The sequence below is a fragment of the Ferrovibrio sp. genome (assembly GCF_046297595.1).
Lineage (GTDB): Bacteria > Pseudomonadota > Alphaproteobacteria > Ferrovibrionales > Ferrovibrionaceae > Ferrovibrio.
This window is the reverse complement of the sequence record NZ_JBKBHT010000015.1, coordinates 1-13,928: the sequence shown is the minus strand read 5'-3', so window position 1 is coordinate 13,928 and position 13,928 is coordinate 1. Positions and strand designations below refer to the sequence as shown.

The window sequence follows — 13,928 nt, the reverse complement described above, 5'->3', positions numbered from 1 at the left end:
GCGGATCTTGGGCAGGACGGTGCGGGTCAACCAGTTCATGGCGATACTCCTTAACGCTTCAGGCCGCCGCCTTGGCGACGCCGCGGATGGCCTTGCTCAGCTCGCGCACCAGCGCCAGCACATGCTCCGCCGGATCGATGCCCTTCACCTGGGCTTCGGCGACGCGATCCACAAGGGCCGAGCCTACCACGGCGGCATCGGCCACGGCAGCGATCTCTGCGGCGCGTTTGCCGTCGCGGATGCCGAAACCGACGGCCACCGGCAGTTTGGTCTGCCGCTTGATCCGCGCCACCGCCTTGCCGACAGCATCCGGATCTGCCGCCGCTGCGCCGGTAATGCCGGCAATCGAAACATAATACAGGAAACCGGACGTGTTGTTCAGCACGGCCGGCAGGCGGGCATCGTCGGTGGTGGGCGTCGCCAGCCGGATGAAATGCAGGCCGGCCTTGATGGCGGGAATGCAAAGTTCATCGTCTTCTTCCGGCGGCAGGTCGACCACGATCAGGCCGTCCACGCCGGCGGTTTTGGCGTCGCTCAGAAAAGCATCGACGCCATAGGCCGAGATCGGGTTGAAATACCCCATCAGCACGATGGGCGTGGCATCGTCGGTTTTGCGGAAGCCGCGCACCAGATCGAGCGTCTTGCGCAAGGATGCACCCTTGGCCAGCGCACGCAGGTTGGCGGCCTCGATGGAGGGGCCATCGGCCATCGGATCGGTGAAGGGTACGCCCAGTTCGATCAGGTCGGCGCCGGCGGCCGGCAGGCCGGCGAGCAGCCGGGCGCAGGTCTCATGATCCGGATCGCCCGAGGTGATGAAGGTGACCAGTCCGGCGCGACCGGCAGCCTTCAGATCAGCGAAACGCTTGTCGATGCGGCTCACAGCTTCACTCCCAGGGCACGGGCGACATTGAACACATCCTTGTCGCCACGGCCGCACAGATTCATGATCATCAGGTGATCCTTGGGCAGGGTCGGCGCCCATTTGATCACATGCGCCAGCGCATGGCTCGGCTCCAGCGCCGGGATGATCCCTTCAAGGCGCGAGCAGAGCTGGAAGGCATCCAGTGCTTCCTTGTCGGTGGCCGAGACGTAGTTCACGCGGCCCACATCGTGCAGCCAGGCATGCTCAGGGCCGATGCCAGGATAATCCAGGCCGGCGGAAATTGAATGCGCCTCGGTGATCTGGCCGTCGGCATCCTGCAGCAGATAGGTGCGGTTGCCGTGCAGAACGCCAGGCACGCCCTTGGCCAGCGAGGCGGCATGCTTATCGGTGTCTAGGCCTTCACCGGCCGCCTCGACGGCGTGGATTTCCACGCTTTTGTCGTCGAGGAACGGGTGGAACAGGCCGATGGCGTTGGAGCCGCCGCCGATGCAGGCGACCAGGCTATCGGGCAGGCGGCCTTCCTTCTGCAGGATCTGTTCGCGCGCTTCCCGGCCGATGACCGATTGGAAATCGCGCACCAGTTCGGGATAGGGATGCGGTCCGGCGGCGGTACCGATGATGTAGAAGGTGTCGTGCACGTTGGTGACCCAGTCGCGCAGGGCCTCGTTCATCGCATCCTTGAGGGTGCGCGAGCCGGATTTCACCGGTCGCACTTCGGCGCCAAGCAGCTTCATGCGGAAGACATTCGGCTGCTGCCGCTCGATATCGATCTCGCCCATGTAAACGACGCAGGGCAGGCCGAAACGGGCTGCGACGGTGGCAGTCGCCACGCCATGCTGGCCGGCACCGGTTTCGGCGATGATGCGCGTCTTGCCCATCCGCTTGGCCAGCAGGATCTGGCCGATGCAGTTGTTGATCTTGTGCGCGCCGGTGTGGTTCAACTCGTCGCGCTTGAAATAGATCTTGGCGCCACCGAGATGCTCGGTCATGCGTTCGGCGTAATAGAGCGGGCTGGGCCGGCCGACATAATCGTTGAGGAAATAATCCATCTCGGCCTTGAAGGCCGGATCGTTCTTCGCCGCCTTGTAGTGCCTTTCCAGATCGAGGATCAGCGGCATCAGCGTCTCGGCGACGAAACGCCCGCCGAATTTGCCGAAATGGCCCTTTTCGTCGGGGCCGGAGCGGTAGGAATTCAGCATGGTCATCGGTTCGGTCCTACTAACTGCGTCACAGGGCGCGGGCGGCGTCGAGGAAAGCGCGGATCTTCGCCGGATCCTTCTTCCCCGGGGCGCTTTCCACCCCCGATGATACGTCAACGGCACTGGCGCCGGATTGCCGCACCGCCAAGGAAAGATTCTCCGGCGTCAGGCCGCCCGAAAGCAGCCAGGGCCGGTTGAATTTCGCGCCCTGCATGATGCTCCAGTCGAAGCTTGCCGCGTTGCCGCCCGGCCGGGTCGCATCCTTCGGCGGGGCAGCATCGAACATCAGCCAGTCGACGGCATCCTCGTAGGCTTTCGCGGCCTTGAGGTCGGCTTTCGAGGATACCTTGATCGCCTTGATGATCGGCAGGCCGAAATAGATGCTGATGGCACGGCAGCGCTCGGGCGTTTCGTCGCCATGCAGCTGCAAAAGGTCGAGCCTCGCCTTGGCCAGAATCTTGTCGAGGAAATCGGTTTCCGGATCGACGAAGACGCCGACGCGGTCGATGCCCGAGGGCACGTTATGCAGCAAAGCCTCGGCCTGTTCGGCCGACAGGTTGCGCGGCGAGGCGGGAAAGAACACGAAGCCCAGCATGTCGGCGCCGTGCTGCACGGCAGCCTCCACGGCGGCTTCGTCGGTCAGGCCGCAGATCTTGGCCAATACCGGCATGATCAGGCGGCCGCGGTTTCGCGCAGTTCCTGCGCGATGGCCCGGGCGCTGGCCTCGGGGCTGTCGGCCTCGGTGATCGGCCGGCCGATCACCAGATGGTCGGCGCCAAGTTTGAAGGCCTCGCCCGGCGTCATCACACGCTTCTGGTCGCCGGCCGCCGAACCCTTCGGCCGGATGCCCGGCACCACCAGTTTGAAGTCGGGGCCGCAGGCCTTGCGCAGCATCTCGATTTCGGTGGCGGCGCAGATCACACCGTCGGCACCGTTCTCCTGCGCCAGTTTCGCCAGCCGTGCCACATAGGCGCTGACGTCTTCATTCACGCCCACGGCGCGCAGATCGGCCGTATCCAGCGAGGTCAGCGCCGTGACGGCCAGGATCCAGGGTTTCTGCTTGGCCGAACGGGCGGCGTCCACGGCGGCGCGGATCATCGCCGGCCCGCCCGAGGCATGCACGGTGAGCATCATCGGGCCCATGGCGGCGGCAGCCGAGCGCACCGCGCCGGCCACGGTGTTGGGAATGTCGTGGAATTTCAGGTCGAGGAACAGCGGCGTGCCCTGGGGCAGGATGGCGCGCACCTCGGCCGGGCCATGGGCGGTGAAGAATTCCTTGCCCAGCTTGACCCCGAAACCGGCGGCGGCGGCAGCGCGGGCGCAGCGGCCGGCAAAGGCCAGCTCGATGGTGTCGATGGCGCAGAAGACGGGGGCGATGCGGCCCGGATTGGCTGTCTGAGGCATGGGCCGGGCTTATAGCGGAAACCGCCGCCCAAGTCTCCCCTTTGCCGGGCCGGCCGGCTATGCTGGCAGCCATGAAAACCCTGAAATTTACCCTTTCCGCCATGGGGCTGGCCGCGGCCCTGGCCTGCGCCACCCCGGCCGCCAGCGCTGATCATGCCGGCATCCTGATGTACCACCGCTTCGGCGAGAACACGGTGCCGAGCACCAACATCCGGCTGGAGCAGTTCGACGCCCATATCGCCGAGCTGACCTCGGGCAAATACCATGTGCTGCCGCTGCCCGAGATCGTGGCCAAGCTGAAATCCGGGCAGCCCTTGCCTGACCGCGCCGTCGCGATCACCGCCGACGATGCCTATGTCTCGGTCCTGACCGAGGGCTGGCCGCGCCTGAAGAAAGCCGGCCTGCCCTTCACGCTGTTCGTCGCCACCGAACCGGTGACCTCGAAGCTGCGCGGCTACCTAACCTGGGACCAGATCCGGCAGCTGAAATCCGAGGGCGTCACCATCGGCGCCCACAGCCACCGCCATCCCTCGCTGCCGGGCCTGAGCGCGGAAAAGGCCCGCGAGGACCTGGAAACCTCGATGAAACTGTTCGAGCAGGAACTGGGCGAAAAACCCACGCTGTTCGCCTATCCCTTCGGCGAGTGGGACAGCATGTCGCTGAAGCTGGTACGGGACATGGGCTATGCCGCCGCCTTCGGTCAGCATTCCGGCATCGCCCATGCGCAGCACGACATGTTCTGGCTGCCGCGATTTCCGATGAACGAGAGCTTCGGCACCGTCGAGCGCGTGCGCCAGTCGCTGAACGCCCTGCCGCTGCCGGTCAGCGATGTGGAGCCGGCCGATGTGCTGGTGAAGGCTGGCCGGACGGCCAACCCGCCGACCCTGCGTTTCACGGTGGCGCCGGGCATCGAGCGGCTGAACCAGATGGTCTGCTATACCGGCCAGGGCAAACCGATCCAGCCGAAGGTGATCGCCGAGCGGCGTTACGAACTCACCCCGCCCGAGGCCTTCCTGCCGCCGCGCGACCGCATCAGCTGCACCGTACCCTCGGCCGAACAGGGCCGGTTCCGCTGGTTCGGCATCCAGTTCACGGTGGTGAAGTAGCGGTTTCGCGTCGTTTTGCACATGTTTTGATGTGTTAAGTTATTGAAATTACTTAAACGGTGTTGGTGATCCAGAGCGCCACACCCCTTTTTTGAAATCCACACCCAGAACTCGGAATAAGTGATGGCGACGGGAGTGACAGGAACATATAGTAAACATTTCCACCCCGACAAGGGCAGGCACCGTCAAAAAGGGACAGCCGACACTCCGCAAGATTTATCAAACCGGCCTCTGCTAGCGTCCGTCTCAGTCGATACCCATTGAGGCTTTCATGTCCGTGTCCCCGCCATCCGAGTCTGCCAGCCAGGCCGGCTACGTCCGTCGCTTCACCCGCGTGGTGGAGTACATCTACGCCCATCTGGACGAGGCACCCGACCTCAACACCCTGGCCGATGTGGCGGCCCTGTCGCCCTGGCACTGGCACCGGACCTGGCAGGCGGTCTATGGCGAGTCGGTCGTCAACACGGTGAAGCGCCTGCGGCTGCAGCGCGCGGCCGCCGACCTGACCCATACCGACATGGCGCTGGAAGCCATCTGGCCACGGGCCGGTTATGGCAGCCTGGCCGCCTTCACGCGTGCCTTCCGCGATGCCTATGGCATGCCGCCGACGGAATTCCGCAAGGCAGGCAGCCATACCCGCTTTTCCATGCTCAACGCCCCGAAAGGATTTTCCCCCATGCATGATGTCGCCATTCGCAAGCTGTCGCCCGCCACGCTGGCCGTGATTCCGCACAGGGGTTCGTATATGGAAATCGGCAAGGCCTTCGAGATGCTGTTCGGCACGCTGGGGGCGCGCAACCTGCTGCGGCCGGACTTGTGCATGAGGGGCCTGTTCTATTCCGACCCAACCTCGGTGCCCGAGGCTGACCTGCAATCGGCTGCCGGTATCATGGTGCCCGATGCATCCTTTCCGATCGAAGCGCCGTTGCAGCGCGCCGAACTGCGCGGCGGCGATTATGCCGTGCTGCGCCACAAGGGGCCGTATTCCGACATGAAGGCGGCCTATGACTGGCTGTATGGCGAATGGCTGGTGCAGTCGGGCCGCGAGGCCGCCGATGCGCCGGTCTTCGAGGACTACCTGAACAACCCGCGCGAAGTGCCGCCCACCGAGCTGCTGACCGATATCTGCCTGCCGCTGAAGTGATGACAGAGGGAGGGAAGGGATTCTCCATGCCGGCATCCTGGACCGACAAGCTGCGGAACGGCCGGCCGCATCAGGTGAAGCCCGTGCCGATCAATATCGCCGGCATGAAGACCGGGCAGGTGATGCTGGTGCCATCGCCGCAGCTTGTGGATGCCTTCATCCGTCGTCTGCCGAAAGGCCATGGCATGACGTTACCGGAATTGCGCCATGCCATGGCGCGGCGCCACCGCGCCGAGGTGACCTGCCCGATCACCATGGGTTTTCAGCTGCGCATCGTGGCCGAAGCCGTCTGGGAGGCGCATAACGCCGGCGCGAAGCCGGCCGACCTGACGCCGGTCTGGCGTGTGTTGGATGATGCATCGCCCACGCTGAAGAAACTGTCGCGTCCCGCTATCGCCTTCATGCGTGCGCGGCGCCGCGCCGAGGGCTTGGTTTGAACGTCACCACGCGGTCTATAGTATCGCCCGCCTCAGCAGTCCGATCCGGAGAATGCCATGGAATTCCGCACCGCCAGTGAACTCACAGCCGCGTTGCGCGCGAAGCAGGTTTCCTCGGTCGAACTGACCGAGGCGGCGATTGCCGCCATCGAGGCCAATGACGGCGAGATCAATGCCGTGGTGGTGTGCGATTTCGAGCGCGCCCGAGAAGCCGCCAAGGCGGCCGATGTCGCGCTGGCCAAAGGCGAGCGCGGCGCATTGCTCGGCCTGCCGATGACGGTGAAGGAAAGCTTCAACATCGCCGGCCTGCCAACCACCTGGGGCATACCGAATACCAGCCAGATACCGGTGGCGCAGGATGCCGTGGCGGTGGCGCGGCTGAAGGCCGCCGGTGCCGTGATCCTGGGCAAGACCAACGTGGCTTACGTGCTGGGCGACTGGCAGTCCTACAACCAGGTCTACGGCACCACCAACAATCCGTGGAACCTGGCGCATACGCCGGGCGGTTCGTCGGGCGGTTCGGCGGCGGCGCTGGCAGCCGGCTTCACCGCACTGGAACTCGGCTCCGACCTGGCCGGCTCGCTGCGCGTGCCCGCGCATTTCTGTGGCATCTATGCCCACAAGCCGAGCAGCGACATCATCCCGGCCCGCGGCCAGACACCGCCAGGCATTCCAGTGCTGTCGCTTGCGGCGCGCATGGACCTTGCCGTCTGCGGGCCGATGGCGCGCTCAGCACAGGATCTGATGCTTGGCATGGATGTGCTGGCCGGTCCCGACGACCACGAAGGCACCGCCTGGCGACTCGATCTGCCGGCGCCGCGGCATGCGACGCTGAAGGATTACCGCGTGCTGGTGATCGACGATCATCCGCTGACGCCGACGGCCGCCGCCATACGCGGACCGCTGAACGATCTGGCCGACCGGCTGGAGACGGTCGGCTGCAAGGTGGGACGCAGCGGCGCAGGCCTGCCCGACCTGTCGCTGATCGGCAGCATGTATCTGCGTCTGCTGATGGCTTTCATCGGCGGCACCATGCCGCAGCCCGATTACGAGGCGGCGGTGACGCGGGGAGCAGGCATTCCGCCCGCCGCCGCCGACCTGCGCAGCGTAGTGGAGCGCGGCCTGGTGATGAGCCATCGCGACTGGGTGCAGGCCGATTTCATGCGCACCGGCATCGCCGACCAGTGGCGCCGGGTTTTCCGCGACTGGGACATCGTGCTCTGCCCGGTGATGCCGACCACGGCGCTGGCGCATGACCATCGGCCGATGGCCGAGCGCACGGTGAGCATAGACGGCCGCGTCATTCCCTATGGCGAGCTGCCGCTGTGGTCGAGTATCGCGACGCTGACCGGCCAGCCGGCCACGGCTTCCCGGTGGCTATGGCCGCAGACGGTCTGCCGGTGGGCGTGCAGGCGATCGGCGGATTCCTTGAGGACCGCACCACCATTGCCTTTGCCGGTCTGGTGACGCGCGAATTCGGCGGCTTCCGGCCGCCGCCGGCATCGCGGCAATAAATTCCCGCTTGACGCACTGGGGCGCGACGCTTACCGTCGCGCCCACCATGCAGAGCATTATTCTCACCGTCGTCACCATTAAGGTTACCGCCACCGGCGGGGAGCCCTGGTGTCACGCGTGAGCAGATAGCGCATCGCATCCACCCAGGGGCCCCGCCGGAAACGGACGGGGCCCCGGTCGTTTCAGGGTCCTGTCCGCTTCCGGCACGCTCCGCAGATGAAGGAGTTTTCGCCGTGAATCAGAGTATGGACGCCTATGATCACCGGGTGCTGGGCACGAAGCTCGACCTGTTCCACCAGCAGGAGGAAGGGCCGGGCATGGTGTTCTGGCACCCGCGCGGTTTCGCGCTGTATCGCGTGGTGGAGGATTATATCCGCCGCCGCATGCGCGAGGCCGGCTTCCATGAAATCCGCACGCCGCAGCTGCTCAGTTACTCATTGTGGGAGCAGAGCGGCCATGCCGAGAAGTTCGCCAACGAAATGTACCGGGTGAATTCCGGGAATCGGCCTTTTGCGCTGAAGCCGATGAGCTGCCCGGGCCATGTGCAGGTGTTCAACAAGACGCTGCGGTCGGTGCACGAGCTGCCGCTGCGTTACTGCGAGTTCGGCGCCTGCCATCGCGACGAACCCTCGGGCGCGCTGCAGGGCCTGATGCGCACGCGCAGCTTTGTGCAGGACGATGCGCATATCTTCTGCACCGAGGCGCAGATCGAAGGCGAGGTGCAGCGTTTCTGCGAGCTGCTGCGCAGCATCTATGCCGATTTCGGCTTTGGTGCGCCGCTGGTGTTCTTCGCGACGCGGCCGGCCAAGCGGGCCGGCGACGACGCCACCTGGGACCGTGCCGAGGCCGCCCTGGTGATGGCAGCGCGCAAGGCCGGGCTGGATTTTGCCATACGCAACGGCGAAGGCGCCTTCTATGGGCCGAAGCTGGAATTCCACCTGCGCGACAGCCATGGCCGGAGCTGGCAATGCGGCACGGTGCAGCTTGATTTCGTGATGCCTGAACGCCTGGACGCGACGTATGTCGGCAGCGACAGCGCCAGGGCGCGGCCGGTGCTGATCCATCATGCCGTGCTGGGCAGCCTGGAACGTTTCATCGGCATGCTGCTGGAACATTACCGGGGTGCCCTGCCGCTGTGGCTGGCGCCCGAGCAGCTCGTCGTGGCCAATGTGACCGATGCCCATGCCGGCTATGCCCGCAAGGCCGCCGCCGCGCTGGGCCGTGAGGGCTATCGCGTGGCGGTCGACAGCCGGCCGGAGCGTCTGAGCCGCAAGATCGCCGAGGCGCATGACCAGGGCGTGCCGCTGGTGGCCGTCGCCGGCGAACGCGAGGCGGAGCGGGGGTCGCTGTCGTTACGCTGGCGCAGCGGCCGGCAGGTCGAGCTGCCGGTTGCCGAGGCCGCGCGGCAATTGCGGCACGAGGCTTTTCGCTGAAACCGGCTCAGAAGGAATAGCCGAACACCACCTCGCCCAGATACGTGGTGCGGTCGGTGGCGTCCGTCGTGCCGAGCTGCTGGCGGCGGCCGTCGCCGGCCTTGGCCGCGCCCAGGATGCCCGTCACGCTCAGGCCCCGCACCGGCGTCTCCCATTCGGCATACACGTTCACCTCGGTGAGCAGGTCGTCGGAGCGAACGCCGTTGGCGGTGTCGGGCTTGTCGAAGAAATGCCGGTACACGAGGCCGCCGACAGCCAGTTCCTCCATCGGCTGCAGCCGCAGATGTACCATGTGGCTGTTCAGGTTTGAATTACCGTTGGGCGTGTAGCGCGCATAGATCTCGCCCAGGTCCCAGGTGCCGAAACCACGCGGGCCGCCGCCGGTATAAAGCGCGTCCCAGGCGGTGTTGCGGCCGTCATTGGCATCGGCGTCGCCGCTGAAATGCGCGTAGCGGTAACTCAGCCGCGGCGTCCAGGGCAGGGCCGAGAAGGTGTATTGCGGTTCGGCATACCAGGCATGGGCGCGGCTCTTGCGGCTGGCGTCGCCATTCCGCTGCAGGCCGATTTCCGAGTAGAAGGCGAAATCCTGCCAGCCCTCGCCCAGGCCGCTGAGCAAAGCGCCGCCGGCGCGCAGGGCGTAGACATCCAGCCCGTCGCGGTTGCTGGCGACGCCTCTATCGGCCTCGTAGACCGTGAGCGCGGTAGCGCCGACATACCACAGGCGCTCGTCATACTCGAAGCGGCCATGGTCCTTGTGGCTGGAGGCGAACCATTCGATGTTGCCGCCATACAGCCTGGTGGCGGCGGCATCGCTGCCGGTCATCAGGCGCTGGTCGACATTGCCCTCCAGGTGGAAGATATCGGCGCGCACCGGCTCGGTGTTGAATTTGACGATCGCCGTGCGGTCGAAGCTTGAACGCGGCCCCAGCACATAGGCGGCGCGGCGGAAGCCTTCCGCCGTACCGTCCATCAGCAGGAAACCGTCGCCCACGCTGAACGGCTGGCGACCCACCGAGACATCCACGGCATCCTCGCCCAGCGACGCGAAGGCGATGCCGGATTTCCAGCCCAGATAGGCGTCTTCGATGCCAAGCGATTCCGGCCGGTCGCTGGTGGAAGACTCGCGCTGCGCATCGCCCTCGCCGCGCGTGGCGCTGCCCACCAGCTTGAAGCCGCCATAGAGGCTGCTGTCGCCCAGATTCCAGTCGGCGGTCAGGCCGGGCGCGATGAAGCCTTCGCTCCAGGCGCGGCCGCCTTCGCGTGTGTTGCTGCCGCGGGCCTGGCTGCCGAGGCCGTGAATGGCATTGGTGACGCTGAACAGCCCGAAACCGGCATCCAGTGTCAGTGTCAGGTCGAGATCGCCGAACGAACGGGTGAGGCCGCGTGCCTCATGGCCATCGTCATCGGCCAAGGCGGGCAGGCCCATGCCGCAGGCGGCAAGCAGGGCAGGCACAAAAAGCAGGCGGCGGGGCATCACGTAACTCCGGGCTTCTCTGGCGGCGGCTGTCGGCGGGAGCGTTACAAGGCGTATTGCTTGTATTCTACGGACCTAAACTGTCAAGCGCGGCTTGTTCCCATGGTCCGGATCGACTAGAACAGCCGTTAAATTAAGACTTTTCGCTAAGGAGAGACCCATGCGTCCGAGCGGCCGCAAAGCCGACCAGTTGCGCCCGATCCGCCTGGAGCCGGGCTTCGCCAAATATGCCGAGGGCTCCTGCCTGGTGAAGTTCGGCGAGACCCATGTGCTCTGTGCCGCCACGGTGGAAGAGAAGGTGCCGCCCTTCCTGCGCAATACCGGCCGCGGCTGGGTGACGGCGGAATACGGCATGCTGCCGCGCTCGACCCATTCGCGCACCGAGCGCGAGGCCTCGCGCGGCAAGCAGTCGGGCCGCACCCAGGAAATCCAGCGCCTGGTCGGCCGCAGCTTACGCGCGGTGACCAATCTTTCCGGTTTCGGCGAGCGCCAGATACGCCTGGATTGCGATGTGCTGCAGGCCGATGGCGGCACGCGCACGGCCGCGATCACCGGCAGCTGGGTCGCGCTGCATTACGCCTTCGCCAAGCTGGTGAAGGACGGTGCCATCGCGCAGATCCCGCTGGTCGGCCAGGTTGGTGCGGTCAGCTGCGGCCTGTGCGACGGCCAGCCGGTGCTCGACCTCGATTATGCCGAAGATTCCACCGCGCAGGCCGATGCCAATTTTGTGCTCACGGATACCGGCGCCATCGTGGAAGTGCAGGGCACGGCCGAGAAGGACCCGTTCTCGGAAGAGCAGTTCGCCTCCATGCTGAAACTGGCCAAGGCCGGCATTACCGAACTGATGGTCCTGCAGCGGCAGGCCATCGGAAAGTAAAAGCCATGACGCGGCGCCTTTTCGACGGCGGCCGACTGGTGATCGCCAGCCACAATGCCGGCAAACTGCGCGAGATCGCCGACCTGCTGGCGCCGTTCGCCGTGCAGGCGGTGTCGGCCGGCGAACTGGGCCTGCCCGAGCCGGAAGAGACCGGCGAGACCTTCATCGCCAATGCCGAACTGAAGGCGCTGGCCTCGGCGCGCGGGGCGAACCTGCCGGCGCTGGCCGACGATTCCGGCATGAGCGTGGATGCGCTGGACGGCGCGCCGGGCATTTACTCCGCGCGCTGGGCCGGGCCGAAGAAGGATTTCGGCTACGCGATGGACAAGGTGTGGCGCGCCGTGCAGGAGAAGGGCGTCGAGCCGCCGTTCCGTGCCCAGTTCGTCTGCGCGCTGTCGCTCGCCTGGCCCGATGGCCATGTGGAAAGTTTCGAGGGCGCGGTGCATGGCCGGCTGGTCTGGCCGCAGCGCGGCACATACGGCTTCGGCTACGATCCGATGTTCCTGCCCGAAAGCGAGGTGGGGTTCGGCAATCGCACCTTCGGCGAAATGCCGCCGCAGGAGAAGCACGCGATCAGCCACCGCGCGCAGGCCTTCAGGCAACTGATCGATGCCTGCTTCCGGCGCTAGCGGCACGGTTCCGTCGCGCGGCTTTGGCTTGTATGTGCATTGGCCGTTCTGCGTCTCGAAATGCCCCTATTGCGACTTCAACTCCCATGTGCGCGAGCGCGTGGATGCGGCGCGCTGGCAGAAGGCCTATCTGGCCGAACTGGCGGGGTATGCCCAGGCGGGCTACGGGCGCGGCGAAACCATCACCTCGGTTTTCTTCGGCGGCGGCACACCCTCGCTGATGCCGCCCGAGACGGCGGCGGCGATCCTGGAGGCGGCACGGCAGCACTGGCGTTTCGCCAGTGACGTGGAAGTGACGCTGGAGGCCAACCCGAATTCGGCCGAAGCGGAAAAATTCGCCGCCTTCGCCCAGGCCGGGATCAACCGGCTGTCCATCGGCGTGCAGAGTTTCGATGAAACCGTGCTGAAATTCCTCGGCCGCGCCCATGACGCGGGCGCGGCGCGGCAGGCCATCGCGGCGGCGCAGAAGGCCGTGCCGCGTTATTCCTTCGATCTGATCTATGCCCGGCCTGGACAAACGGCGGAGGGCTGGCGCGCGGAGCTGAATGAAGCGCTGACACTCGCCGGCGACCATCTCTCGCTCTACACGCTGACCATCGAACCCAATACCGGTTTCGCCGGCGCGGTGGCGCGCGGTGCGCTGAAACCGATGGACGACGATGCGCAGGCGGCACTTTACGACCTGACGCAGGAGATCATGGAACAGTCCGGCATGCCGGCCTACGAGATTTCCAACCATGCAAGGCCGGGCGGCGAAAGCCGGCATAACCTGGTCTACTGGCGCAGCGGCGAATATCTGGGCCTTGGCCCCGGCGCCCATGCGCGGCAGCGCGGTGGCGCGGGCTGGCAGGCGATCCAGAACCGGCGCAAGCCGGAAGCCTGGCTGGAACAGGTGGAACAGCAGGGCGAGGGGCGCGAAAGCCTGACGCCGGTGAGCCATGCGGAACGTGCGGAAGAGGCGCTGATGATGGGCCTGCGTCTAGCGGAAGGCGTGTATGCGGAAAACTTCCGTGCCGCCTGCGGTCTCGATCTCGATGCCGTGGTGCCGCGTGAGCGCAGCGCGCCGCTGGAAAAAGCGGGCCTACTGATCCGCACGCCGGAGAAGATCGTGGCGACAAAAGAAGGCCGCGCCGTGCTGGACGGCTTGCTGGCGAAACTGCTGGCCTAAACCGGTTCAGGCGCGCCGAAGCGCCGTCATGGCAACAGTCAGCAGGCCCGCTGCCGGCAGCAGCCAGAATTCCGGCGCATCCATGGCCCACAAGGTGGCGCCGTCGATGGCGCACCAGAGCAGCGGCAGGATCAGCAGATGGCGCGGCGCCCGCAACATCAGCAGCAGGCCAAACGTGGCGATCACCGTGGGCCCCGGCGTGAGGGCGAAGATCTCCGCCTGCCGCCAGGGCCGGCCGAGCAAAAGCGGCAGCAGCGGCAACGCGGCGACGGCGAAAATCATGAAAGCCAGACCGGCAAGATTGCTGCTCCCGGATACTGATTTTCTGCGCAGGCTTTGCCAGAGCAGCAGCAGGGCCTGCAGCACGAAGGCGATGGCAATCCAGTCGGCGGCCCAGTTGATCGTGGCATACCGCTGATGGAACCACAGCCAGGCCACCAGCAGCCATGCCAGCGCAGCCAGTATCCAGGTGCCGCGCGACTGGCGCATGCCGAGCAAGATCACGGCAATGCCGGCAGCCAGCGCCGCGACCTGCGCCGGCCACAGCGCGGCGTTATGCAGCTCGAACAGGCGCTGATAGGTCTGGGGCGAGAACAGCAGGAAATCGGACAGGCCGTAGGTCCACCATTCGGACATCACAGCGCCCCGATATCGGCGAC

At 65.9% G+C, this 13,928-nt stretch carries 14 protein-coding genes; 8 read left to right on the top strand and 6 right to left on the bottom strand.

Going from position 1 to position 13,928, the window contains the following annotated elements:
- Nucleotides 1-58: 58 nt before the first annotated feature.
- From trpA to pyrF, 4 genes are read right to left on the bottom strand one after another with little or no spacing between them, the layout of a single operon-like run.
- Entirely contained in the window at nucleotides 59-880 is an 822-nt protein-coding gene (trpA, locus tag ACK4FJ_RS20050) for a tryptophan synthase subunit alpha (RefSeq protein WP_409768720.1), read from the bottom strand.
- Nucleotides 877-2,088, bottom strand: coding sequence for a tryptophan synthase subunit beta (gene trpB, locus ACK4FJ_RS20045; RefSeq protein ID WP_409768717.1), 1,212 nt, complete (start codon nucleotides 2,086-2,088; stop codon nucleotides 877-879). Before trpB ends, trpA begins: the two co-directional genes overlap by 4 nt.
- 22 nt (nucleotides 2,089-2,110) lie before the next feature.
- A complete protein-coding gene (locus ACK4FJ_RS20040) occupies nucleotides 2,111-2,755 on the bottom strand; it encodes a phosphoribosylanthranilate isomerase (protein ID WP_409768723.1) in 645 nt (214 codons plus the stop codon).
- The gene (pyrF, locus tag ACK4FJ_RS20035) at nucleotides 2,755-3,486 is read right to left on the bottom strand and encodes an orotidine-5'-phosphate decarboxylase (RefSeq protein ID WP_409768714.1); all 732 of its coding nucleotides are present in this window, start codon (nucleotides 3,484-3,486) and stop codon (nucleotides 2,755-2,757) included. The genes ACK4FJ_RS20040 and pyrF overlap by 1 nt, the downstream gene beginning before the upstream one ends.
- A gap of 71 nt (nucleotides 3,487-3,557) precedes the next feature.
- Here pyrF and ACK4FJ_RS20030 point away from each other — a divergent pair, with 71 nt between their 5' ends.
- From ACK4FJ_RS20030 to thrS, 5 genes are all read left to right on the top strand, one after another.
- Nucleotides 3,558-4,592, top strand: a complete 1,035-nt coding sequence (locus ACK4FJ_RS20030; protein WP_409768711.1) for a polysaccharide deacetylase family protein — start codon at nucleotides 3,558-3,560, stop codon at nucleotides 4,590-4,592.
- Nucleotides 4,593-4,863: 271 nt separating this feature from the next.
- Complete coding sequence (locus tag ACK4FJ_RS20025) at nucleotides 4,864-5,736, top strand: GyrI-like domain-containing protein (RefSeq protein WP_409768708.1); 873 nt, start codon at nucleotides 4,864-4,866, stop codon at nucleotides 5,734-5,736.
- A gap of 26 nt (nucleotides 5,737-5,762) precedes the next feature.
- Nucleotides 5,763-6,173, top strand: a complete 411-nt coding sequence (locus ACK4FJ_RS20020; RefSeq protein ID WP_409768705.1) for a hypothetical protein — start codon at nucleotides 5,763-5,765, stop codon at nucleotides 6,171-6,173.
- Between the two features lie 57 nt (nucleotides 6,174-6,230).
- A complete protein-coding gene (locus ACK4FJ_RS20015) occupies nucleotides 6,231-7,640 on the top strand; it encodes an amidase (protein ID WP_409768702.1) in 1,410 nt (469 codons plus the stop codon).
- A 281-nt stretch (nucleotides 7,641-7,921) separates the two neighbouring features.
- Nucleotides 7,922-9,121, top strand: coding sequence for a threonine--tRNA ligase (thrS, locus tag ACK4FJ_RS20010; RefSeq protein WP_409768699.1), 1,200 nt, complete (start codon nucleotides 7,922-7,924; stop codon nucleotides 9,119-9,121).
- A gap of 7 nt (nucleotides 9,122-9,128) precedes the next feature.
- Here thrS and ACK4FJ_RS20005 read toward each other — a convergent pair whose 3' ends face one another.
- Nucleotides 9,129-10,595 (bottom strand): alginate export family protein, encoded by a 1,467-nt coding sequence (locus ACK4FJ_RS20005; RefSeq protein ID WP_409768696.1) that lies wholly within the window; start codon nucleotides 10,593-10,595, stop codon nucleotides 9,129-9,131.
- Nucleotides 10,596-10,755: 160 nt separating this feature from the next.
- Between ACK4FJ_RS20005 and rph the strand changes: the two genes are divergently transcribed.
- Genes rph through hemW form a run of 3 tightly spaced genes read left to right on the top strand, consistent with a single transcriptional unit; the run spans nucleotide 10,756 to nucleotide 13,269 of the window.
- Nucleotides 10,756-11,472 (top strand): ribonuclease PH, encoded by a 717-nt coding sequence (gene rph, locus ACK4FJ_RS20000; RefSeq protein ID WP_409768693.1) that lies wholly within the window; start codon nucleotides 10,756-10,758, stop codon nucleotides 11,470-11,472.
- A gap of 5 nt (nucleotides 11,473-11,477) precedes the next feature.
- On the top strand, nucleotides 11,478-12,101 hold the full coding sequence (gene rdgB / locus ACK4FJ_RS19995; protein WP_409768690.1) for an RdgB/HAM1 family non-canonical purine NTP pyrophosphatase: 624 nt from the start codon (nucleotides 11,478-11,480) through the stop codon (nucleotides 12,099-12,101).
- On the top strand, nucleotides 12,082-13,269 hold the full coding sequence (gene hemW / locus ACK4FJ_RS19990; protein ID WP_409768687.1) for a radical SAM family heme chaperone HemW: 1,188 nt from the start codon (nucleotides 12,082-12,084) through the stop codon (nucleotides 13,267-13,269). The genes rdgB and hemW overlap by 20 nt, the downstream gene beginning before the upstream one ends.
- 6 nt (nucleotides 13,270-13,275) lie before the next feature.
- Here hemW and ACK4FJ_RS19985 read toward each other — a convergent pair.
- The coding region (locus ACK4FJ_RS19985) for a DUF6064 family protein (RefSeq protein WP_409768683.1) at nucleotides 13,276-13,928 on the bottom strand (653 nt) is incomplete at its 5' end.

Coding starts and splice junctions, on each gene's coding strand:
- trpB (WP_409768717.1), bottom strand. CDS start 2,088: ATGACCATGCTGAATTCCTACCGCTCCGGCCCCGACGAAAAGGGCCAT.
- pyrF (WP_409768714.1), bottom strand. CDS start 3,486: ATGCCTCAGACAGCCAATCCGGGCCGCATCGCCCCCGTCTTCTGCGCC.
- ACK4FJ_RS20030 (WP_409768711.1), top strand. CDS start 3,558: ATGAAAACCCTGAAATTTACCCTTTCCGCCATGGGGCTGGCCGCGGCC.
- ACK4FJ_RS20025 (WP_409768708.1), top strand. CDS start 4,864: ATGTCCGTGTCCCCGCCATCCGAGTCTGCCAGCCAGGCCGGCTACGTC.
- ACK4FJ_RS20020 (WP_409768705.1), top strand. CDS start 5,763: ATGCCGGCATCCTGGACCGACAAGCTGCGGAACGGCCGGCCGCATCAG.
- ACK4FJ_RS20015 (WP_409768702.1), top strand. CDS start 6,231: ATGGAATTCCGCACCGCCAGTGAACTCACAGCCGCGTTGCGCGCGAAG.
- ACK4FJ_RS20005 (WP_409768696.1), bottom strand. CDS start 10,595: ATGCCCCGCCGCCTGCTTTTTGTGCCTGCCCTGCTTGCCGCCTGCGGC.
- rph (WP_409768693.1), top strand. CDS start 10,756: ATGCGTCCGAGCGGCCGCAAAGCCGACCAGTTGCGCCCGATCCGCCTG.
- rdgB (WP_409768690.1), top strand. CDS start 11,478: ATGACGCGGCGCCTTTTCGACGGCGGCCGACTGGTGATCGCCAGCCAC.
- hemW (WP_409768687.1), top strand. CDS start 12,082: ATGCCTGCTTCCGGCGCTAGCGGCACGGTTCCGTCGCGCGGCTTTGGC.